The sequence below is a fragment of the Micromonospora sp. NPDC051227 genome (assembly GCF_044455385.1).
Classification (GTDB): Bacteria; Actinomycetota; Actinomycetes; order Mycobacteriales; family Micromonosporaceae; genus Micromonospora.
Map to the genome: position 1 here is coordinate 33,849 of NZ_JBITET010000020.1, position 20,701 is coordinate 54,549.

At 69.1% G+C, this 20,701-nt stretch carries 18 protein-coding genes, 1 tRNA gene and 1 pseudogene; 7 read left to right on the forward strand and 13 right to left on the reverse strand.

Annotation, left to right across the window (positions count from 1 at the left end; all coding sequences use genetic code 11):
* Window positions 1-36 precede the first annotated feature (36 nt).
* Both ACIA47_RS30730 and ACIA47_RS30735 read left to right on the forward strand, forming a co-directional pair.
* Window positions 37-255: a DUF2945 domain-containing protein gene (locus tag ACIA47_RS30730; protein ID WP_396711797.1), complete on the forward strand. Its 219-nt coding sequence runs from the start codon at window positions 37-39 to the stop codon at window positions 253-255.
* Window positions 242-586: pseudogene (locus ACIA47_RS30735) on the forward strand (DUF3140 domain-containing protein); the annotation flags it as partial. The gene ACIA47_RS30730 and the pseudogene ACIA47_RS30735, both read left to right, overlap by 14 nt.
* Window positions 587-995: 409 nt before the next feature.
* Here ACIA47_RS30735 and polA read toward each other — a convergent pair.
* The 11 genes from polA to ACIA47_RS30790 all read right to left on the reverse strand — a co-directional run bounded on the left by polA (window position 996) and on the right by ACIA47_RS30790 (window position 13,447).
* A complete protein-coding gene (gene polA, locus ACIA47_RS30740) occupies window positions 996-3,695 on the reverse strand; it encodes a DNA polymerase I (protein ID WP_396711799.1) in 2,700 nt (899 codons plus the stop codon).
* Window positions 3,696-3,785: 90 nt separating this feature from the next.
* Window positions 3,786-4,538, reverse strand: a complete 753-nt coding sequence (locus tag ACIA47_RS30745; protein ID WP_396711841.1) for an amino acid ABC transporter ATP-binding protein — start codon at window positions 4,536-4,538, stop codon at window positions 3,786-3,788.
* Window positions 4,539-4,591: 53 nt separating this feature from the next.
* Window positions 4,592-5,569 carry an amino acid ABC transporter permease gene (locus ACIA47_RS30750; RefSeq protein ID WP_396711801.1) on the reverse strand — a complete coding sequence of 326 codons (978 nt, stop codon included), beginning with the start codon at window positions 5,567-5,569 and terminating at the stop codon, window positions 4,592-4,594.
* A 3-nt stretch (window positions 5,570-5,572) separates the two neighbouring features.
* Window positions 5,573-6,484, reverse strand: coding sequence for an ABC transporter substrate-binding protein (locus ACIA47_RS30755; protein WP_396711803.1), 912 nt, complete (start codon window positions 6,482-6,484; stop codon window positions 5,573-5,575).
* Window positions 6,485-6,521: 37 nt separating this feature from the next.
* Entirely contained in the window at window positions 6,522-7,232 is a 711-nt protein-coding gene (locus ACIA47_RS30760; RefSeq protein ID WP_091407914.1) for an ABC transporter ATP-binding protein, read from the reverse strand.
* Window positions 7,222-8,013, reverse strand: a complete 792-nt coding sequence (locus ACIA47_RS30765; RefSeq protein WP_203121417.1) for an ABC transporter ATP-binding protein — start codon at window positions 8,011-8,013, stop codon at window positions 7,222-7,224. The genes ACIA47_RS30760 and ACIA47_RS30765 overlap by 11 nt, the downstream gene beginning before the upstream one ends.
* 46 nt (window positions 8,014-8,059) lie before the next feature.
* Window positions 8,060-9,169: a branched-chain amino acid ABC transporter permease gene (locus ACIA47_RS30770; protein ID WP_091407909.1), complete on the reverse strand. Its 1,110-nt coding sequence runs from the start codon at window positions 9,167-9,169 to the stop codon at window positions 8,060-8,062.
* Complete coding sequence (locus ACIA47_RS30775; RefSeq protein ID WP_112582681.1) at window positions 9,166-10,116, reverse strand: branched-chain amino acid ABC transporter permease; 951 nt, start codon at window positions 10,114-10,116, stop codon at window positions 9,166-9,168. The genes ACIA47_RS30770 and ACIA47_RS30775 overlap by 4 nt, the downstream gene beginning before the upstream one ends.
* 109 nt (window positions 10,117-10,225) lie before the next feature.
* The gene (locus ACIA47_RS30780) at window positions 10,226-11,386 is read right to left on the reverse strand and encodes a branched-chain amino acid ABC transporter substrate-binding protein (RefSeq protein WP_396711806.1); all 1,161 of its coding nucleotides are present in this window, start codon (window positions 11,384-11,386) and stop codon (window positions 10,226-10,228) included.
* 257 nt (window positions 11,387-11,643) lie between these two features.
* A complete protein-coding gene (locus ACIA47_RS30785; protein ID WP_396711808.1) occupies window positions 11,644-12,813 on the reverse strand; it encodes a hypothetical protein in 1,170 nt (389 codons plus the stop codon).
* Between the two features lie 13 nt (window positions 12,814-12,826).
* On the reverse strand, window positions 12,827-13,447 hold the full coding sequence (locus ACIA47_RS30790) for an ANTAR domain-containing response regulator (RefSeq protein ID WP_112582684.1): 621 nt from the start codon (window positions 13,445-13,447) through the stop codon (window positions 12,827-12,829).
* 105 nt (window positions 13,448-13,552) lie between these two features.
* On the opposite strand from ACIA47_RS30790, the gene ACIA47_RS30795 reads away from it, so the two are divergent.
* The 3 genes from ACIA47_RS30795 (at window position 13,553) to ACIA47_RS30805 (ending at window position 15,187) form a co-directional block, all read left to right on the forward strand.
* A tRNA-Leu gene (locus tag ACIA47_RS30795) sits at window positions 13,553-13,629 on the forward strand.
* A gap of 359 nt (window positions 13,630-13,988) precedes the next feature.
* Window positions 13,989-14,411 (forward strand): hypothetical protein, encoded by a 423-nt coding sequence (locus ACIA47_RS30800; protein WP_396711809.1) that lies wholly within the window; start codon window positions 13,989-13,991, stop codon window positions 14,409-14,411.
* Between the two features lie 125 nt (window positions 14,412-14,536).
* Window positions 14,537-15,187: an epimerase gene (locus ACIA47_RS30805; protein ID WP_396711811.1), complete on the forward strand. Its 651-nt coding sequence runs from the start codon at window positions 14,537-14,539 to the stop codon at window positions 15,185-15,187.
* Window positions 15,188-15,356: 169 nt separating this feature from the next.
* On the opposite strand, the gene ACIA47_RS30810 is transcribed toward ACIA47_RS30805, so the two are convergent.
* Window positions 15,357-16,535, reverse strand: a complete 1,179-nt coding sequence (locus ACIA47_RS30810) for a trans-sulfuration enzyme family protein (RefSeq protein WP_396711813.1) — start codon at window positions 16,533-16,535, stop codon at window positions 15,357-15,359.
* Between the two features lie 83 nt (window positions 16,536-16,618).
* Here ACIA47_RS30810 and ACIA47_RS30815 point away from each other — a divergent pair, with 83 nt between their 5' ends.
* Both ACIA47_RS30815 and ACIA47_RS30820 read left to right on the forward strand, forming a co-directional pair.
* Window positions 16,619-17,098, forward strand: a complete 480-nt coding sequence (locus ACIA47_RS30815; RefSeq protein ID WP_112582687.1) for an Lrp/AsnC family transcriptional regulator — start codon at window positions 16,619-16,621, stop codon at window positions 17,096-17,098.
* Between the two features lie 72 nt (window positions 17,099-17,170).
* On the forward strand, window positions 17,171-18,181 hold the full coding sequence (locus ACIA47_RS30820; protein WP_396711814.1) for an LLM class flavin-dependent oxidoreductase: 1,011 nt from the start codon (window positions 17,171-17,173) through the stop codon (window positions 18,179-18,181).
* Between the two features lie 200 nt (window positions 18,182-18,381).
* On the opposite strand, the gene ACIA47_RS30825 is transcribed toward ACIA47_RS30820, so the two are convergent.
* Window positions 18,382-20,643, reverse strand: coding sequence for a cellulose binding domain-containing protein (locus tag ACIA47_RS30825; RefSeq protein WP_396711816.1), 2,262 nt, complete (start codon window positions 20,641-20,643; stop codon window positions 18,382-18,384).
* Window positions 20,644-20,701 lie beyond the last annotated feature (58 nt).

The window sequence follows — 20,701 nt, forward strand, 5'->3', positions numbered from 1 at the left end:
TCGTTTCTCCTCGGCCGGGTCGGGTAGCCGAGGACCATGGCCGAACAGAGATTCCACCAGGGCGATCATGTCTCCTGGTCGGCCCATGGCAGCCGCGCGTACGGCGTGGTGCAGGGCACGATCACCGAACGGACGCGGATCCGTGGGCGGGCCGTGAACGCGGCCCCCGACGACCCGCGGTACCGGGTCCGCAGTGACGGCACGGGCCACGACGTGGCCCACCGCCCCGAGGCGCTGCGCCATGACCAGAGGTGACGATGGCCGGGACACCTACCGAGAGTTCACCGAGGCGGTGAACATGAAGCCCGGTGAGCTGTCCACGTGGCTGGAAACCGACGAGTCGAAGCAGGTCGGCTGGCACAAGGGCGGTCGCGCTGGTGGTGGCGAGTCCGTCGGGCACGAATCCGGCCGGAAGATCATCAACCTGCTCCGCCGCAAACGCGGTGACCTGTCCGAGGGCGACTACAAGCACATGCGCAAGGTGGTCGGCTACGTACGCCGGCACATGGCGCAGCGCCCCTCCGGCAACGTCCGCGACACCAAGTGGCGCTGGTCCCTGATGAACTGGGGCCACGACCCTCTGAAGTAGGAAGCGGCCCGCTCACGCGGCTCCCGCCGCGAGATCCGCACAACTTCGGTGACGTTGCTGCCTCAGAACGCCACGACCGGCACCTTCCCCGAAGTTGCGCAGATCTTGAAACGGTGCGCCTCGATCCGAGTGCCCGGCCCGGTGCACGCCGGGCGGCGTGGGAACGGGCGGCCAGGGGCGGACGGTGCGGGCACGGGCGGTGCCGCGCGGGCACGAGCGGTGCGGGGGTGATCCGCTTGATCTGGCGGCGGCACCCACCACGCCAACGGCCGCAACCAGGACGACCCGGTCAGGGGTTCCGGGGCAGCCCGACCCACGCAGGGATCAAGCCTGACCGCCCGGAGTGGGTCGGGCTGCCCCGGAACCCCCACACCGCAACCACCAAAAACGCAACCAAAGAAACTGATCAGTGATCGGCGCTGTTCCAGTCTCGGCCCAGACCGACCGACACCTCCAGCGGCACCGACAACGGGTAAGCCTCGCCCATCTCCCGCCGGACCAGGGCCTCCAACGACTCCCGCTCACCCGGGGCGACCTCGAAGACCAACTCGTCGTGCACCTGCAACAGCATCCGTGAGCCCAGCCCAGCCTCGCGCAGCGCGGTGTCGACGTGCAGCATCGCCACCTTGATGATGTCGGCGGCGGAGCCCTGGATGGGAGCGTTGAGCGCCATCCGCTCCGCGATGTCACGGCGCTGCCGGTTGTCGCTGACGAGGTCGGGGAGGTAGCGGCGGCGACCCAGGATGGTGGAGGTGTAGCCGTCCTGGCGGGCCCGGGCGACCACCTGTTGGAGGTAGTCGCGCACCCCGCCGAAGCCGGCGAAGTAGTTCTCCATCAGCCCGCGCGCCTCTTCGGTGCTGATGCTGAGCTGTTGGGACAGGCCGAAGGCGCTGAGCCCGTACGCCAGGCCGTAGTTCATTGCCTTGATCTTGCGGCGCTGGTCGGGGGTGACCTCGTCGAGCGGCACCCCGAAGACCGACGAGGCGGTGGCGGCGTGGAAGTCGGCGCCGGAGTTGAACGCGTCGATCAGCGCGTCGTCCGAGCTGAGGTGCGCCATGATGCGCATCTCGATCTGGCTGTAGTCGGCGGTGAGCAGACTCTCGTAGCCCTCCCCCACCACGAAGGCCCGCCGGATCCGACGACCCTCCTCGGTACGGATCGGGATGTTCTGCAGGTTGGGCTCGGTGGAGGAGAGCCGACCGGTGGCCGCCACCGTCTGATTGAAGGTGGTGTGAATCCGCCCGTCGTCGGAGACCGACTTGAGCAGCCCGTCGACTGTCGACTTGAGCTTGGCCACGTCCCGGTGGCGCAGCAGGTGGGCCAGCACCGGATGCGGCTGCTGCACGTAGAGCCACTGCAGGGCATCGGCGTCGGTGGTGTAGCCCGTCTTGATCTTCTTGGTCTTCGGCAGACCCAGCTCGGTGAAGAGGATCTCCTGCAACTGCTTGGGCGAGCCGAGGTTGAACTCCCGACCCACCGCCTCGTACGCGCCCTGAGCGGCGGCCTTCACCTCGGCGGCGAAGTGGGCCTCCAGCTCGGAGAGATAGTGGGTGTCGGCGGCGATGCCGGTGCTCTCCATGGTGGCCAGCACCCGCATCAGCGGCAGCTCCACGCCGGCCATCAGCCGGGCGGACTGCTCGCCGTCGCGGGACAGCTCGGCGTCGATCGCGTCGGCCAGGTCGAGGGTGGCCCGGGCCTGGAGCATCAGGTTCTGCTCGACCACCCCTTCGTCGCCGAGGCCGTCGAGGGTGAGCTGGCCGGACTCGGGGACGTCGACCCGCAGCTCCCGGTGCAGGTAGCGCAGCGCCAGGTCGGTCAGGTCGTAGGACCGCTGGTCGGGGCGGGCCAGGTACGCGGCGATCTGGGTGTCCCGGACGATGCCGGCGAGCTGCCAACCGTGCGCGGCGCAGGCCAGCACGGCCGGCTTGCTGTCATGCAGAACCTTGGGGCGCTGCGCGTCGGCCAACCAGCCCGCCAGGGCGCCCTCGTCGGTCGGGTCGAGCTGCGCCGGGTCGACCCAGGCAGCCGCGCCGCCGGCGGTGGCCAGCGCGAGACCGGTGATCGAGGCGGTGTGCCGGCGGTTGGGGCCGGTGTCGAGTTTGACCGCCAACCCGACCGGGGTGCCGGTCGGAACGTGCGTGGTCAGCCAGCCGGCCAGCGCACCTGGCTCGGTGAGCACCTCGCCGGTGAGGTCGAAGCCGGACTCGGCCTCCGGCTCGACCGCCTCCAGGTACTGGTAGAGACGGTCGCGCAGGATGCGGAACTCCAGGGTGTCGAAGACCTGGTGCACCGCCTCCCGGTCCCAACCCGTCCAGCGGGTCTCCTCCGGGCGCAGCGGCAGCTCCAGGTCGGAGACGAGGCAGTTGATCTCGTAGTTGCGGATCACGTCGGCGAGCCGCTCGCGCAGGCTGTCGCCGGCCTTGCCCTTGATCTCGTCGGCCCGGGCGATCACGCCCTCCACCCCGCCGTACGTGGTGATCCACTTGGCAGCGGTCTTCGGGCCGACGCCCGGGATGCCGGGCAGGTTGTCACTGGTCTCGCCGACCAGCGCGGCGAGGTCCCGGTACTGCTGTGGCGGAACGCCGTACTTCGCCTCGATCGCCGCCGGGTCCATCCGGGCCAGGTCGGAGACGCCCTTACGCGGGTAGAGGACGGTGATCTGATCGTCGACCAGCTGGAACGCGTCGCGGTCACCGCTGCTGATCAGCACCGACATGCCCTGGTCGCGGGCCTGGGAGGCGAGCGTGGCGATGACGTCGTCGGCCTCGAAGCCCTCTTTCTCCACCACCGGGATCTGCAGCGCGGCCAGGACTTCCTTGACCAGGCTGACCTGACCCTTGAAGTCGGTCGGGGTCTCGCTGCGGCCGGCCTTGTACTCCGCGTACTTGTCGGTGCGGAAGGAGTGGCGGGAGACGTCGAAGGCCACGACGATGTGGGTGGGCTGCTCGTCGCGCAGCACGTTGATCAGCATCGAGGTGAAGCCGTACACCGCGTTGGTCGGCTGCCCCGTCGTGGTGGAGAAGTTTTCCACAGGCAGGGCGAAGAAGGCCCGGTATGCCATGGAATGTCCGTCAACGAGAAGCAGGCGCGGTGTCGTAGCTGTCACGGCAGCGACTCTAGCCCGCCGCTACGACAGGACGGGACACCGGCACGACGCCCGGCGCGGCCGTTCGGAACGGCCGCGCCGGGTACCGGCTCAGAGCACCTTGGCCAGGAACGCCTTCGTCCGGTCGTGCCGGGGGTTGGCGATGACCTCGCGCGGCGCACCGGACTCCACCACCACGCCGTCGTCCATGAAGATCAGCGAGTCGCCGACCTCCCGGGCGAAGCCGATCTCATGGGTCACCACGATCATCGTCATGCCGTCGCCGGCCAGATCTTTCATCACGTCGAGCACCTCGCCGACCAGCTCCGGGTCCAGCGCGCTGGTGGGCTCGTCGAAGAGCATCAGCTTCGGCTGCATCGCCAACGCCCGGGCGATGGCCACCCGCTGCTGCTGCCCGCCGGAGAGCTGCCCAGGGTAGTTGCCCAGCTTGTCGCCGAGCCCGACCCGCTGGAGCAGCGCGGCGGCCCGGTCCCGGGCGGCGGCCTTGCGCTCCCGGCCCAACAGCACCGGCGCCTCGGCGACGTTCTGCAAGGCGGTCATGTGCGGAAAGAGGTTGAACCGCTGGAACACCATGCCGATCGCGCGGCGCTGGGTGGCGATCTCCTTCTCCCGCATCTCGTGCAGCTTGCCGCCGCGCTCCCGGTAGCCGATCAGCTCGCCGTCCACCCGGATCCGGCCGGCGTTGATCTTCTCCAGATGGTTGATGCAGCGCAGGAACGTCGACTTGCCCGAGCCGGAGGGCCCGAGCAGACAGCAGACCTCGCCGCTGCGGACCTCCAGGTCGATGCCCTTGAGCACCTCCACCGACCCGAACGACTTGTGCACCTGCTCAGCGCGGACCATCACGCCGTCGCCGGCCGTTCCCCCGGCCCCCGCCGGTGTCGTCACCTGCGTCATCACCGACCCGCCTCGCTCGCGCTACCGCCGGCCTCCGCGGTGATCCCGCGCAGTCTGATCTTCGCTTGGGCGCTCTTGCCGAACCCCTTGGAGAAGTGCCGCTCCAGGTAGTACTGCCCGACGAGCAGCACGCTGGTCAGCAGCAAATACCACAGGCAGGCCGCCACGTACATCGGGAACACCTGGAAGGTCCGGTTACCCACGGCCTTGAGCTGGAAGAACAACTCGGTGGAGACCGGCACGAAGGCCACCAGCGAGGTGTCCTTGAGCATCGCGATGGTCTCGTTGCCGGTTGGCGGGATGATCACCCGCATCGCCTGCGGCAGCACGATGCGGCGCAGGATCTGGTTGCGGCTCAGGCCCAGCGCCTGCGCCGCCTCGGTCTGCCCCTCGTCCACCGACTGGATCCCGGCCCGAACGATCTCGGCCATGTACGCCGCCTCGGAGAGCCCGAGCGCCAGCATGCCGGCGACGAATCCCGTGAGGATCTCCAGCGCGGAGAAGCCGAACAAACGTGCCTCGAAGTCGTCAACGCCGAAGAGCGCCCCGATCTGCCGATCGAACGGGAGCCCGAACTCGATCCGGGCCCAGAGGATGCCGAGGTTGCCGAAGAGGATCGCCAGCACCAGCCGGGGCACCGCTCGGAAGAACCAGGTGTATGCCCAGGAGACGCCCCGCAGGATCGGGTTCTCCGACAACCGCATGATGGCGACGACAACGCCGAGACTGACGCCGATCACCATCGCGAGCACGGTCAGCGCGAGCGTGCCGCGCAGACCCTCCATGATCGGCGGCCGGAACATCTCGTCGACCATGAACGCCCAGTTGAACGCCTTGTTCGTCACCAGCAGGTGGACGAACATGGCCACCAGCACCCCGATAACGGCGACCGCTACCCATCGCCCGGGATGCCGGACGGGCACGGCCTGGATGGGTTCCGGCCGTGCCCGTTCGGTTGTGTCCGTTTCCGACGACATGCGTCAGCTGGCGGGGTTCAGCGCCGAGGAGGTGATCGCGCCGCCCTCGACGCCCCACTTCTTCAAGGCGGTCTGGTACGAGCCGTCAGCGATGACCGCTTGGACGGCCTCCTTGAGCACCTCGGCGAAGACGGTCTGGTCCTTCTTGACGGCGTAGCCGTACGGGGCGGACTCGTAGATGTCGCCGACCAGTTCCAACGAGCCGTTGCTCTGCTTCACCGCGTACGCCCCGACCGGCGAGTCGGCCAACATGGCGTCGTTCTTGCCGCTGAACACGGCGGCCGTGGCGTCGCTCTGCGCCTGGTACTGGTCGATGGTGATCGCCGGCTTGCCGCCGGTGGTGCACTTCTTCGACCGGGCGGTGATGTCGTCGAACTGCACGGTGCCGGTCTGCACGGCGATCTTCTTGCCGCAGGCGTTCTCAATGTCGATCTTGGCCGCGTTGCCGGCCTTGGTCACCCACTGAGTGCCGGCGGAGAAGTAGCTCACCATGTTGACGCTCTTGAGCCGCTCGGCGTTGATCGTGAACGACGACACGCCGATCTCGTACTTGGCAGAGTCGACACCGGGCAGGATCGCGTCGAAGGGCGCCGACTCGTACTCGGCCTTGAGACCGAGCTTCTGCGCCACCGCGTTGAACAGCTCGACGTCGAAGCCGACCACCGTCTTGCCGTCGGCGTCGAGGAACTCCGCCGGGGCGTACGTCGAGTCGGTGCCGACCTTGATCACACCGTCGGCCTTGATGGCGTCGGGCACCTTCCCGGCCAGCGCCGAGTCGGCCGCCGCCGTGACGGTCGGACCGGCACCGGGCGTGCCGCTGTTCTCCTTCTCCCCACACGCCGTCAGCGAGAGGGCGATCAGCGCCGCACTGGCGGCACCGAGCGCCGCCCGACGGGCACCGTTGGTATTGAACATGTCTCTGCACTCCTTGCGTGAGGGGTGTGACGGCCGCTCAGGCCACGCCGAGGTATGCCTCTTTGACCGCCGGGTCGTGCAGCAGCTCGGCGCCGGTTCCGGTCTTGACGATCTTGCCGGTCTCGAGCACGTACGCCCGGTGCGCTCGGGCCAGCGCCTGCTGCGCGTTCTGCTCCACCAGCAGGACGGTGGTGCCCTGCTCGTTGATCTCCTTGATGATGTCGAAGATCTGTTGGATCAGCATTGGCGCCAACCCCATCGAGGGCTCGTCGAGCAACAGCAGCTTGGGCCGGCTCATCAACGCCCTACCGACCGCCAACATCTGCTGCTCGCCGCCGGAAAGGGTACCTCCGGCCTGCTTACGTCGCTCCGCCAGCCTGGGGAAAAGGTCGAGCACCCGGGCCAGGTCCTCGGCGATCCCGGCGCGGTCGCGCCGGGTGTACGCCCCCATGTCCAGATTCTCGAGCACCGACATGCCGGGGAAGATCCCCCGGCCCTCGGGCGCCTGGCAGAGCCCCCGCCGGACCCGCAGGTCCGCCCGGAGCTTGGAGATGTCCTCGCCCTCGAAGCGGATGCTGCCGGTGGCGATCGGCCGAATCCCGGAGATCGCCCGCATGGTGGTCGACTTCCCGGCGCCGTTGGCCCCGATCAGCGCGACGATCTCACCCTCGGCCACGGTCAGGCTGATGCCGTGCAACGCCTGGATCCGCCCGTAGAGCAGGCTCACATCGTCGATCTCAAGCAACATCGTCCGGCACCCCCAGGTACGCCGCGACCACCTTCGGGTTGTCCCGCACCTCGGCGGGCAGCCCCTCGGCGATCTTCTTTCCGAACTCCAGCACGACGATCCGGTCGGTGACGCCCATGACCAGGCGCATGTCGTGCTCGATCAGCAGCACTGTCACGCCGGTGTCCCGGACCTGCCGGATGAGCTGGAGCAGCTCCTCCTTCTCCGCCGGGTTGAAGCCGGCGGCCGGCTCGTCCAGGCAGAGCAGCACCGGATCGGTGGCCAGCGCCCGGGCGATCTCCAACCGCCGCTGCTCCCCGTAGGAGAGGTTGCGGGCGAACTCGTGCATCCGGTGCCGGATGCCGACGAACTCCAGCAGCCGCTCGGCCTTCTCCCGCCCCTCACGCTCCTCGCGCCGGTGCCGGGGCAACCGGAACAGAGCGGAGAGCACGCTGGTCTTGTGGTGCGCGTCCGCGCCGACCTGGACGTTCTCCAGGGCGGTCATCTCCGGGAACAGGCGGATGTTCTGGAACGTCCGGGCCATACCCATTTGAGTGATCTGGTGGCGCTTCTTCCCGCTGATCTTGTCGCCACGGAACCGGATCTCACCCTTGGTGGGCTGGTAGATGCCGGTCATCGCGTTGAAGCAGGTGGTCTTGCCAGCGCCGTTCGGGCCGATCAGCCCGAGGATCTCCCCCTTGTAGAGGGTGAAGTTGACGTTGTCGAGCGCGACCACGCCGCCGAAGCGCAGCGTGACGTCGTCGACCTCCAGCAGCGGCTCCCGGCTGGGGACCGCCTCCATCGCCGGCGCGCCGGCCTGCGCCGGAACAGCCGGCGTCTGATCGGTGTCACTCACCGACGATCACCTCCTTGCGACGGTCTTTGAACTCCGCCGCCCGTCGTCGGTTCGGAATCAGGCCCTCCGGCCGGAAGATCATCATCACCACGAGGACCAGACCGAAGATCAGGAACCGGTACTCGTACAGCTCCACGCCGAACAGCTCGATGCCGCGGAACCGCTCGATCATGTACGCCACCAGACCACCGCCGACGATCGCGCCGACGATGTTGCCCGAACCACCGAAGATCACCGCCGCCAGGATGATGATCGAGTTGAGCAGTTCGAAGTTCTGCGAGTTGACGAAGTTCTGCTTACCCGCGAAGAGTGCGCCGGCCAGGCCGGCGATCGCGGCACCCGAGGCGAACGCCCAGAGCTTGAACTTGAACGTCGGCACACCCATCAGCTGCGCGGCGTCCTCGTCCTCCCGGATCGAGATCCAGGCCCGCCCGACCCGACTGTGCGTCAGGTTCCGCACACCGATCACCACCAGGATGATCAGCGTGAGCACCAGCCAGTAGTACGGCCGGGCGTCCAGCACGCCGAAGAACGGCTTGCCGTCGGCGTACTTGCCGGGCGGGTGCGGGATCTGGTTGAAACCCCGCTGGCCCTTCAGGAACTCCGAGCTGACCGCGGCGATCCGGATCATCTCGGCGAAGCCGAGCGTCACGATCGCCAGGTAGTCACCGCGCAGACGCAGCGTCGGCGTACCGAGCATCACACCCGAGAGCATGGTCAGCCCGATCGCCAGCGGCACCACGAGCAGCCACGGCCAGAGCGTCTTGAGGTTGCTGCTCGGCGAGGTCAGCACCGCGACGGTGTACGCGCCGACGGCGAAGAAGCCGAAGTAGCCCAGGTCGAGCAGGCCGGCGAACCCGACCACGATGTTCAACCCGACGGCCAGCAGCACGTAGATCGAGACGGTGAACAGCACCTGCGTGAAGTTCGCACCGGGGGTCGGGATCGGCCCGAGATACTGGTAGAACTCCCTGTTCGGCAGCGCGTAGAAGAACGCGATCACCGCGACCAGCAGCGCCCAGCGCACCCAGCGCGGAGCGCCACGCCAGCGTTCTCCGGCCGCCTCGCGGCCGGAACGCACCCTCTCCAGGACGGTCGTCATGCCCGTGCCCTCCCCAGCGATTCGCCCAGCAGACCGGTCGGCCGGAACATCAGCAGCACAACCAACACCGCGAAGGCAGCGAAGTCCTTCCACTGACTGCCGAACAGACCGGCGGCGTAGTTCTCCACCACGCCCAGCAGCAGGCCACCGATCAGCGCGCCGCGCAGGTTGCCGATACCACCCAGCACCGCGGCGGTGAAGGCCTTGAGCCCCAGCAGGAAGCCGACGCTGTAGGTCAGGGTCTGGATCCGCACGTCGTAGAGCAGACCGGCCACGCCGGCCATCGCACCACCGGTGATGAAGACCATCAGGATGATCCGGTCCTTGTTCACACCCATCAGCGCAGCGGTGTTGGCGTCCTGGGCCACGGCCCGGATGCCCCGGCCGGTACGGCTGCGGTTGATGAAGAGGTCCAGCAGGACCATCATCAGCAGCGCCGCGCCGATCGTCAGCAGTTGCACCGAGTCGATCGGCACGCCGAAGAGGTGGAACAGCGGTTTGCTGCTCACCAGACTGGGCGCGCCCTCCGGCAGTCGGCGGGTCCAGATGCCGAAGGCCTCGGAGATCGCGATCGAGGCGCCGATCGCGGTGATCAGGAAGGCCAGCGGCGGGGCGTTGCGCTTACGCAACGGCCGGTACGCCACCCGCTCGATCACCGTCGCGGTGCCCGCCGAAGCGATGGCCGCGACGATCATCGCCACCAGCAGGTAGAACAGGATCGATCCAACCCCGCTGACCTGTGAGTTCTGGTCGAGTCCAAAGCCGTTCCAGGTCCAGATCGCCGCGAACGCGCCGGCGATGAAGACCTCGGAGTGAGCGAAGTTGATGAGTCTCAGCACGCCGTAGACCAGCGTGTAGCCGAGCGCGACCAGGGCGTAGATCGCGCCCTGGGTCAGGCCGGTCGTGGTGAGTTCCCCGAAGTTGGAGAACAGTCCATTGAAGTCCAAGGGAGGGACGCTCCATCACGTCTGGAGAGAAAATTGGGGTGCGGCCGGGAGCGAGCAGCTCCCGGCCGCACCCGCGATCACAACTCAATCGCCGAAGCAGCGACCAACATCAGGACTTCGGGATCTCCTGATCCGGGACAACCTTGCCGCCGGTGACCTTGAAGGCCCAGACCTTGACCTGAGCCGGGTCCAGCTCGCCGGTCTCGGTGAACTTGTAGCTCGCCGCGACACCCTCGCCGCTGTAGCCCTTCACGAACTCCAGCAGGCCCTCACGGGTGGTCTTGCCAGCCTTGATACCGGCCAGCAGGATGTTCGCCGCGTCGTAGGCGGTGTCGCTGTAGGTGCCCGGGTCGGTGCCGTTGAGCGCCTTGAACTCCTGCACGAAGGTGCCCCGGGCCTCAGCGGCCGGCTGGCACGGGCAGGTGAGGATGGTGCCCTCGGCCGCCGCCTGACCAGCGGAGGTGATGTACGCACCGTCGTTGACGCCGTCGCCGGCGACCAGCGGCGCGGTGACCCCGGCAGCGGTGAGCTGCTTACGGATCAGGCCGGCCTCCTGGTAGTAACCGCCGTAGAAGATCGCCTTCACGTTGGCGGCCTTGACCTTGGTGACCACGCCGGAGAACTCGGTCTGCTTGCCCTCGCCCTGGACCTTGTCCGAGCCGACAACCGCCGAGCCGAGCACCTTCTTGACCTCGTCGGCCAGGCCGGCGCCGTACGCGGACTGGTCGTCGATGACGTAGACCTTGTCGGCCTTCATCACGTTCTTCATGTAGTTGCCGGCCGCCGGGCCCTGGCTGAAGTCGTTGCCGACCGCGCGGAAGAAGGTCTTCCACTTCTGCTCGGCAAGGCTCGGCCGGGTGGCGGACGGGGTGATGGTGACCAGGCCGGCCTCGTTGAACAGCGGGCCAGCGGCCTCGGACTCACCCGAGTAGGCCGGGCCGACGACGCCGAGGATCTTGGTGTCGTCGATCGCCTTCTGCGCCAGACCAGGTGCCTGGTCGGGGCTGCCCTGCGAGTCCAGGGAGGCCAGCTCGACCTTGCAGTCGGCGTTTTCCTTGTTGTACTTGTCGACGGCGAGCTTGACACCGTTGTTCTCGTTGATGCCGAGCGCGGCCGAGCTGCCGGTCAGCGCGCCGAAGAATGCGATCTTGCTGCCGCAGGCGTCACCGCCCCCGCCTGCCGCATCGTCGCCACTGGAGCATGCGGTTCCGCCGGCGACGAGCGCCATCATGGCGACCCCACCGATAACGCGCGCGAGCTTTTGCCTCAAGGCCCGAACCCTCCTCGTCCCATGGTCCGAACCACCCGCTGGCTATTGGCCCTTGCGGGGGCGGACGAACCAGACCGTCGTCGCCGGTCTGGGGCCGGACGTTATCCCACCGTGGAGCTGTGACGTAAGCCCCAAGCGAGCGGGTTGACCGAACCGTTACACGCCGTGGCCGATTGGAAACGATCCCTGTAAGAACCTTCGGTCGTGAAGCATTTTCACCTTCGTTTCGTCGGCACCGGCCAGCGCGCTTCCGTCAGCTACCGATCGAGGTCTGACACCCCCGCCCACCAGGCACGCGACGTTTTCCCATCGTCCGTTACCAACAGGAGTCGATCTTCCGTCGAGGTCACCGCGACCGCAGTGTCTCCGCTGTCCGGTACCGGCTGCGGCATGGCCATCGCCCGCCATGACTCGCCCATATCGACCGAGAGCCACAGTGCGTGACGGTCCCCGTCCCTCGTCACCGCCACCAACCTCTGCCCCACGGCCACCAGCCCGGCCGCCGACGCCACACCTGGTCCGGCCGCCCCGAATCCGCCCGCCGGCCGCCAGCCCTGCGGGGTCAGCCGCCAACTGCCGAATCCAGCCCGCACCGGCCCGACCGCCACCGGCACGCCGCCAAGCACCGCCACCCGTTGCGCCTGCCCCCGCCCGTCCACCACCGGCAGGGCGGCCCGCTGCCAGTTCCGGCCGTCCGTCGAGGACCAGGCCAGCGGCGCCAGCGCGGTGCCCCCGGGCGGCAGCAGCGCACCCACCATCAGCCAGCCCGACGGCACGGCGACCGCGTCGTACGCCGCCGTCCGCCCCCGCTCGTCACCGGCCAGCTCTGGTGCGCCCTCCACCAGCGCGAACCCGGCCGCGTCCGGGGAGATCCAGACCGCCGCACCGTCGATCCGACTACCGGCGATCAACCAGCCCTGCGGCCCCGCCGCCAGCCGGGCCACGTTGACCGCGCGCGGCCCGGCGAACCGCTCGAAGGGCGCGTCCACCTCGTGCAGCGTGCCGTCCGACGCCTGCCTCCAGGTGCCGGTGCGGGGGTTGCCGTGCGCGCCTCCGCTCTTCGCCCCGACCGCCGCCAGCCGTCCGTCCCGGCAGGCCGCCGCGGAGAGCACGTGCTGCTGGCCGTAGAACGTCACTGGCACCATCGGCAGCGGCACCCAGGAAATGGCGTCCGGGCTGCTCCAGGCGGCCGGGCGGGTCTCCCCGGCCAGATCGACCACGCCGCCGACCACGTACCACCGGCCGGCACAGGCGGTGGCATCGCGCAGCACCGCTCGACCCGGCACACCCGGCGTGTCCGGCAGGACCACCGACCGCCAGGCCGGCCGGACCGGTAGCGGCTGCTCACAGTCGGGACAGGCCGAGGACTCACAGGCGGCCACCAGCACAGCGAGAACGCCGAGCACCGCCCCCACCCGCCGCAGCACGGATCGATGCCGGTCAGGGCGCCGGGAGGGTCACCTCGCCGCCGGCGGTCTCCGCGAGGATCCGCTCGGCAACCTCTTTCATGGTCATCCGGTGGTCCATCGCCGTGCGCTGGATCCACTTGAACGCCTGCGGCTCGGTCATCCCGTACGTGGTCATCAGCGCGCCCTTGGCGCGCTCCACCGACTTACGGATCTCCAGGCGGTCGGTCAGGCTCGCGACCTCCGCCTCCAGGGCCGCGACCTCCGAGTAACGCGACAGCGCGATCTCCACCGCCGGGACCAGGTCGCTCTTCTGGAAGGGCTTCACCAGGTACGCCATCGCGCCCGCCGCCCGCGCCCGCTCCACCAGATCACGCTGGCTGAACGCGGTCAGAATGATCACCGGGGCGATCCGGGCACCGGCGATGCGCTCGGCGGCGGCCAGCCCGTCCATGATCGGCATCTTGATGTCGAGGATGACGAGGTCGGGCTTCAGCTCCTCGGCGAGGCGCACGGCCGTCTCGCCGTCACCGGCCTCCCCCACCACCTCGTAACCCTCTTCGACCAGCATCTCGGCGAGGTCCAGCCGGATCAGCGCCTCGTCCTCGGCGATCAGTACGCGCCTACGCTCGGCATCCGTCGGCATCTCAGCCACCAGCCCTACCCCCACCAGTCATAAGCCGACACCAACCCGACCGGGTGTCGCCGCCCTCAGCGTAGTAGGTAACCTATGGGAGGCCACCAGAGCATTCGGCCAAGCGTCCCCGTATTCCAACCGGCAGAGAAGCGGAGCTCAAACCTCCGACAGTGTGGGTTCGAATCCCACCGGGGGCACCAAACTTGTCGTACGGCTGTTCCAAACTCGTGCTGTGCACCCACCTGAACTGCGCCTACGAGCACGGCAGCAGCACCTCGCCGGCAGCACGGTCGCTGAGGTCGCCCGACGACTGAGGCTTCCCTACCCAACCGTCCGAGTCTGGTGCAGGGAGCAGGCTGAGCCACAACAGCAGGGCACCGAGTCCCGCTGCTTCCGCTGCCGGCCCAACGTCAACATCAAGACAGAGCCGTCTTCATACCTCTACCTGCTTGGCCTCTACCTGGGCGACGGTCATCTCGTCACGTCCGCCCGGGTCCCGGTGCTTCGCATCGCTTGCAGCGACAGCTGGCCAGGCCTGATCGAGGCCTGTGACGCTGCTATGCGAGCAGTGCTCGCCGCGAGGGTGCAACGCGTCCAGCAGGCCGGCTGCGTCAGCGTGCAAAGTTCCGGCAAGCACTGGCCGTGCCTGTTGCCTCAGCACGGCCCAGGCAAGAAGCACGAGCGACCGATCGTCCTAGCCGACTGGCAGCGCGAACTCGTTGCCGCGCAGCCGGGCGACTTCCTGCGTGGACTGTTCCACTCCGACGGCTGTCGGTTCGCCAACCGGGTGACAGTGCGCGGCAAGGCGTACATCTACCCGCGCTACATGTTCGTCAACGAGTCGGCCGACATCATGGAGCTCTGCCAGTGGGGCCTCGACCTGCTCGGCATCGCCTGGCGGATGAACCGGCGCAACTCGCTGTCGGTGGCGCGACGCGACGCGGTCGTGACGCTGGACCGGCACGTCGGCCCGAAGTCCTGACCGCCTGCGCGCCGGTGGGGCGGCTCCCCCGACCGGCTCGGTTGTTCGGAACACCACGCCTTCGAGCAAGATGAGCCGATCAGAGAGACGCCGCAGACGGTGATCGACGACAGGGGTGGGTGCTGATGCGGGTGGTCATCTTCGGTGCGACGGGCATGGTCGGCCAGGGTGTGTTGCGCGAGTGCCTGCTCGCCGATGACGTGCGGGAGGTGCTGACTGTCGGTCGGCGGCCGACTGGTGTGCGGGATCCGAAGCTGCGGGAGCTGACGGTCGCGGACGTGGGCGAGTTGGACGCGGTGCGGCCCGAGTTGACAGGTGTCGACGCGTGCTTCTACTGCCTGGGGGTGTCCTCACTGGGTCTGGACGAGGCCGCGTACACCCGGGTCAGCTACGACTACCCCCTCGCCGCGGCGCGGTTGTTCGCGCAGGTGAGCCCGCAGGTCACCTTCGTCTACGTCTCGGGTCAGGGGACCGATTCGTCGGGGCAGGGTCGGGTGATGTGGGCGCGGGTCAAGGGTCGCGCCGAGAACGCGATCATGGATCTGCTTCCCAACGGTTACGCGGCGCGGCCGGGGTTCATCCAGCCGACGTACGGGGCGGTGTCGAAGACGCGGTGGTACCGGTTCGGGTACGCGGTCACGCGTCCGCTGGTTCCGGTGCTGCGTCGGTTGCTGCCGAATCAGGTCACCACGACCGACGGGATCGGTCGGGCGATGTTGCGGGTGGCTCGGAAGGGTTCGCCGGTGCGGGTGTTGGGCAACCGCGAGCTGCGCTAGGGCGGGTGCCAAAGTCCTCGGTCGAGCCGAGGCGGAGTCCAGGCGGCGGTCTGGCAAGGCGGAGACGGGCCCGGATACCGGTGTTGTATCCGGGCCCGTCTCCAACGCGGCCGGTCGTCGTCTGGGCCCGCCGCAGGCCGGCCGAGGGCTTTGACACCCGCCCTCGGGGTCAGGCGATCGTGTCGAGGGCGTGGGCGAGGTCGGCGCGTAGGTCCTCGGGGTCCTCGAGGCCGACCGAGAGGCGCAGCAGGGCGGCGGCGGGTTTGGCGTCGCCCTCGACCGGCCGGTGGGTGAGTGAGGCGGGGTGCTGGATGAGGGTGTCGACGCCGCCGAGGGACACCGCGTGGGTGATGAGGCGGCAGGCGCCGGCGACTGCGGCTGCGGCGGGCGCTCCGCCGCGCACCTCGAAGGCGAGCAGGCTGCCGGGTCCGGACATCTGCCGCCCGACCAGCGCCGCCGGGTCGTGCACCGAGGGGTGGTGCACCCGGTGTACGGCGGGGTGGTCGGCGAGCCAGCCGGCGAGTTTCTCGGCGGTGGCCTGTTGGGCGCGGACCCGCAGCGGCAGGGTTTGCAGGCCGCGGTGCAGCAGGTAGCCGCCGAGGGGGTGCAGGATCGCGCCGGTGACCGCGCGCACCTGGCGTAGGCGTACGGCCCAGGTGTCGTCGCAGGCGACGACGCCGGCGAGGACGTCGCCGTGTCCGCCGATGCTCTTGGTGGCGCTGTGCAGGACGAGGGTGGCGCCGTGGCGGGCGGGTTGTTGCAGCACGGGGGTGGCGACGGTGTTGTCGACAAGCAGTGGGATGTCGCCGGCCGCGGCGGCGAGGGCGGCGATGTCGACCAGGTCGACTGTGGGGTTGGCGGGTGTCTCGACGATGACCAGTGCGGTGTCGGGGCGGATGGCGGTGGCGACCTCGTCGGGGCGCGACCAGGTGACTGTGGTGCCGAGCAGGCCGGTGGCGAGGACGTGGTCGGTGCCGCCGTAGAGGGGTCGGACGGCGACGACGTGCCGGTGGTCGTCGCGGGCGGCGGCGAGCAGTGTGGCGGTGAGGGCGGCCATTCCGCTGGCGAAGGCGACGGCCTGGGCGGTGCCTTCCAGTTCGGCGAGGGCGGTTTCGAAGCGGGCGACGGTGGGGTTCCAGAGCCGTTGGTAGACGGCGCTGCCGTCGGTGGGGAGGGTGCCGCCGGTGGCGAGTTGCTCGTATGCGGCGCCACCGTCGTCGACGGAGGGCAGCGGGTTGGTGGTCGACAGGTCGATGGGTGGTACGTGCACGCCGAGGGTGCGCAGGTCGTCGCGACCGGCGTGGACGGCCCGGGTGTCCATCGTTGTCATGGCGGTAGCGTCGAACATCTGGCGCTTGGTGGGCAACGGTTCGGCAGATGATTCTGCGAATCGGGGTGGTTTCCGTGTTGAATTCCGGCGAGGATGGCGCAATGCCCCCTGAGCCGAATGATCTGCGGCCGTACCCGGCCCTTGATGAGGTGGACCGCGCGATCCTTACCGAGCTGGCGGCGGACGGCCGGCTGCCGAACAACGCGCTCGCCGAGCGGGTGGGCGTGGCACCGTCGACGTGCCTGACACGTACCCGAGCGCTGCGCGAGCGCGGTGCGATCCGTGGTTTTCACGCCGAGGTGGATCCGGCGGCGCTCGGTCTGCCATTGCAGGCGTTGGTGTCGGTGCGGTTGACAGCGCACGAGCGGGCGGCGGTGGACGCGTTCCGGGCCCGGTCGGTGCGGCTGCCGGGGGTGGTGTCGGTGTTCCACGTGGCCGGTGCGGAGGACTACGTGCTGCATGTGCGGGCGGCGTCCGGCGACGCGTTGCGGGACTTCGTGCTGGACCACCTGGCGGTCGACCCGGTGGTGCAGCACACGCAGACGAGTCTGATCTTCGAACAGGCGCGCGGGATGGGCTGAACGGCGGGTGAGGTGGCCGACGAAAACCCGCATGCTGGAACAAAGCCGGTCGGTGACGGGTTGGCTGACCGTGTGATCACCGTACCGTTGTCTGTTCTTGATCTTGCTCCGGTTGCCAAGGGCACCACCGCTGGCGCGGCGTTGCAGGCCACCACCGAGCTGGCCCGTCGCACCGAGGAGTTGGGCTACCACCGGTTCTGGGTGGCCGAGCACCACAACATGCCAGCGATCGCCAGTTCCGCCCCCGCGGTGCTGCTGGCGCACCTGGCGGCGAACACCTCGACGATCCGACTGGGGTCGGGTGGGGTGATGCTGCCCAACCACGCGCCGCTGGTGGTGGCCGAGCAGTTCGGCACCCTCGAGGCGCTGCACCCCGGTCGGATCGACCTGGGCATCGGGCGGGCGCCGGGCACCGACCAGGTGACGGCGCTGGCGTTGCGGCGCACCATGGAGGGCCTGTCGGCGGAGGGTTTCCCGCGCGAGCTGACGGACCTGATGAACTACTTCAGCGGGGAGAAGCCGGGGCAGATCATCGCCACGCCGGGCCGCGGTGAGCAGCCGGCCGTGTGGCTGCTGGGCTCCAGCGGTTTCAGCGCCCAGCTCGCCGGTCTGCTCGGTCTGCCGTTCTCCTTCGCGCACCACTTCAGCTCGCAGAACACCCTGCCGGCGTTGGCCCTGTACCGGCAGAACTTCCGGCCGTCGCAGTGGCTGGACAAGCCGTACGCGATGGTGGCGGTCAACGCCGTGTGCGCGGAGACCGACGAGCGGGCCGAATGGTTGGCCGGGCCGAGCGCCCTGTCGTTCCTGAAGTTGCGCTCCGGACGGCCGGAGCCTCTGTCCACGCCTGACGAGGCGGCGGCCTACCCGTACTCGGAGATCGAGCGGGATTTCGTCGTGGCGCGCCGTGACGGTCAGGCGATGGGCTCGCCGGAGACGGTGCGTCGGCAGCTGACCGACCTGGTGGAGCGCACCGGCGCGGACGAGCTGATGCTGACCACGCTGGTGTACGACGTGCAGGACCGGGTGCGGTCGTACGAATTGATCGCCGAGCAGGTGGTGGGCGGTCTACGCCAGAGCGCGTGAAACACGATCTTCACGTCAGCGTCACCCCGCCGACCCGGACGGTGCCTAATGTTGGTGCCGGTGGTGGTACGGCATTCCCGGTCGGGACGGGTTGGGAATGCCGCGGTGTGGCGCACCGGGCCGGAGCTGAGCGGATTCCGCGGCTGCGGCCCGGTGCCTGCCACCCTAAGCGACCCCGCTCGGGACCACCAGGGGTTGCATCAACGTAGGTGGATGTCCGGCGTGGGCGGGGTGCCCATTCCGTTGCCGATGAAGAACCCCGGGTGCGGCGGTTGGTTGTAGGCGGTGTTCTGCCACGCGATCGCCACCCGATACTGCGGGTCGTGCATCAGGGTGTAGATCCGGGTGCTGGTCGGGGTGGGTGTGCTGTAGATGCGCAGCGCCCGGCTGTCGGCGGTCCGCCAGATCACCTCCTCGCGCCAGTCGCCCAGGATGTCTCCGGAGAGCGCCGGTGTGGACTTGGTGCCGTTGTTGGACGCCACAGCGCTGCCGTCGAGCAGCCGGGTCTCACCGCCGGTGCCGTACTTGTCGATCTTCGTGCCGTCGAGCAGTTCCCGCACCGGGTCGCCGTCCCACCAGGCGAGGAAGTTGGCCGAGGACGGCTTGCGCCCGACGTTCTGCCCCCTGGTGTTGGCCAGCCCGGCGACCGCTGACGACCACGACTCCGCGCCGGGGCTGCCGGCCCAGATGTCCGCGGAGACACCCCGGCCGTTGTCGCCGGACGCCGCCGTGGACCAGAGGACCTGACCGGTACGGGCGTCAGCGAAGTAGGAGCTGGGCTTGCTGGCGTCCTCGTCGACCTTGAACACCTCCAGGCCGGCGCGGCCCGGGTCCAGGTCCCCCACGTGCAGGGCGTCGCCGTGGCCGTTGCCCGTCGAGTGGAGCAGCCGGCCGTTGTCGTCGATGGTGGCGGCCCCGTACACGATCTCCTGGCGACCGTCGGCGTCGACGTCGGCCACGGAGAGCTGGTGGTTGCCCTGACCGGCGGCGGCGCCGTTGCCGGAAGAGTTCGAGTCGAACGTCCAGCGCTTGGTGAGCGTGCCGTTGCGGAAGTCCCAGGCGGCGATCACCGCGCGGGTGTAGTAACCCCGGGCCATGATCAGCGAGGGGCGCTGCCCGTCCAGGTACGCGGTGCCGGCGAGGAACCGGTCCACCCGGTTGCCGTACGAGTCGCCCCAGGACGACACGGTGCCGCGCGGCGGGTCGTAGTTGACTGTGGAGGCGACCGCGCCGGTCTGCCCGTTGAACATGGTCAGGTACTCCGGGCCGGAGAGCACGTAACCGCTGGAGTTGCGGTGGTCCGCCGACGACGAACCGATGAGCTGACCGGTGCCGGAGCGGGTGCCGTCGGCGGTCTTCATGGCCACCTCGGCGCGGCCGTCGCCGTCGTAGTCGTACACCTGGAACTGGGTGTAGTGGGCGCCGGCCCGGATGTTGCGGCCCAGGTCGACCCGCCACAACCGGGTGCCGGTGAGCGTGTACGCGTCGACGTAGACGTTGCCGGTGTAGCCGGACTGGGAGTTGTCCTTGGCGTTCGACGGTTCCCACTTCAGCACGATCTCGTAGTTGCCGTCGCCGTTGAGGTCACCGACTGAGGCGTCGCTGGCGCTGTACGAGTAGCTCTCGCCGCTGGGGGTGCTGCCCCCGGCCGGGACCTGCAACGGCACGTCCAGGTAGCCCGCGCCGAACTGCAACGCCGGTGGTGACGCCGCCTGCTCGGCGCCGCCCACCACGGCCCGCACTGTGTACGCCGAGCCGGCCGCCGCGCCGCTGTCGAGGTAGTTGGTGGCGCCGGTGATCGGGCTGGCGTTGACCTTGGTGGACCCCCGGTAGAGGTTGAACGCCACCCCGGAGGTTTCGGTGCCGAGCAGCCGCCAGGAGACCAGGTTGCCGCTGCCGGAGCGAACGCTGACCAGCCCTCGGTCCAGCTTCTCCATCTGCACCACCCCGGCCGACGGCGGAGGCGTGGTCGGAGGTGGCGTGGTCGGAGGTGGGGTGGTGGGTGGCGGGGTGGTCGGTGGTGGCGTGGTCGGCTCGTCGGTGGGTGGCGCTCCGGTGCAGGTGGTGCCGTTGAGCGCGAAACTGCCCGGCACCGGGTTGCTGCCGGTCCACGAACCGTTGAAGCCGAACGAGGCGCTGCCGTTCGTGGCGATGGCGGTGTTGTGGTCGACGTTGCGCGCGGTCACCTGGGCGCCGGACTGGGTGACGGCGGCGTTCCACGCCTGAGTGACCTGCTGGCCCGCGGCGTACGACCAGGTGACGGCCCACCCGTTGACCGGGTCGCCGAGGTTGGTGACGGTGACGTTGGCACCGAAGCCGCCCTGCCACTGGTTGGTGATCTGATAGTCGACCCGGCAGCCGACGGCGGCGGCCGAGGCGACGACCGTGCCGAGGGTGCCGGCCACGACGGTGGCCGCCGTCGTGGCGGCGAGCAGGGTCAGCCGATGTCTGGACGGGTGCATGCACTGCCTCCGGGGATCCGGTGATGACCGCTACGACCCACCGGCCCTGCCCGGGAAG

Excerpts from the sequence above, each read along its gene's own strand:
- ACIA47_RS30730 (WP_396711797.1), top strand. The coding sequence starts at position 37 with ATGGCCGAACAGAGATTCCACCAGGGCGATCATGTCTCCTGGTCGGCC.
- ACIA47_RS30745 (WP_396711841.1), bottom strand. The coding sequence starts at position 4,538 with ATGGTCCGCGCTGAGCAGGTGCACAAGTCGTTCGGGTCGGTGGAGGTG.
- ACIA47_RS30750 (WP_396711801.1), bottom strand. The coding sequence starts at position 5,569 with ATGTCGTCGGAAACGGACACAACCGAACGGGCACGGCCGGAACCCATC.
- ACIA47_RS30755 (WP_396711803.1), bottom strand. The coding sequence starts at position 6,484 with ATGTTCAATACCAACGGTGCCCGTCGGGCGGCGCTCGGTGCCGCCAGT.
- ACIA47_RS30760 (WP_091407914.1), bottom strand. The coding sequence starts at position 7,232 with ATGTTGCTTGAGATCGACGATGTGAGCCTGCTCTACGGGCGGATCCAG.
- ACIA47_RS30765 (WP_203121417.1), bottom strand. The coding sequence starts at position 8,013 with ATGGAGGCGGTCCCCAGCCGGGAGCCGCTGCTGGAGGTCGACGACGTC.
- ACIA47_RS30770 (WP_091407909.1), bottom strand. The coding sequence starts at position 9,169 with ATGACGACCGTCCTGGAGAGGGTGCGTTCCGGCCGCGAGGCGGCCGGA.
- ACIA47_RS30800 (WP_396711809.1), top strand. The coding sequence starts at position 13,989 with ATGCGAGCAGTGCTCGCCGCGAGGGTGCAACGCGTCCAGCAGGCCGGC.
- ACIA47_RS30805 (WP_396711811.1), top strand. The coding sequence starts at position 14,537 with ATGCGGGTGGTCATCTTCGGTGCGACGGGCATGGTCGGCCAGGGTGTG.
- ACIA47_RS30810 (WP_396711813.1), bottom strand. The coding sequence starts at position 16,535 with ATGTTCGACGCTACCGCCATGACAACGATGGACACCCGGGCCGTCCAC.
- ACIA47_RS30815 (WP_112582687.1), top strand. The coding sequence starts at position 16,619 with ATGCCCCCTGAGCCGAATGATCTGCGGCCGTACCCGGCCCTTGATGAG.
- ACIA47_RS30825 (WP_396711816.1), bottom strand. The coding sequence starts at position 20,643 with ATGCACCCGTCCAGACATCGGCTGACCCTGCTCGCCGCCACGACGGCG.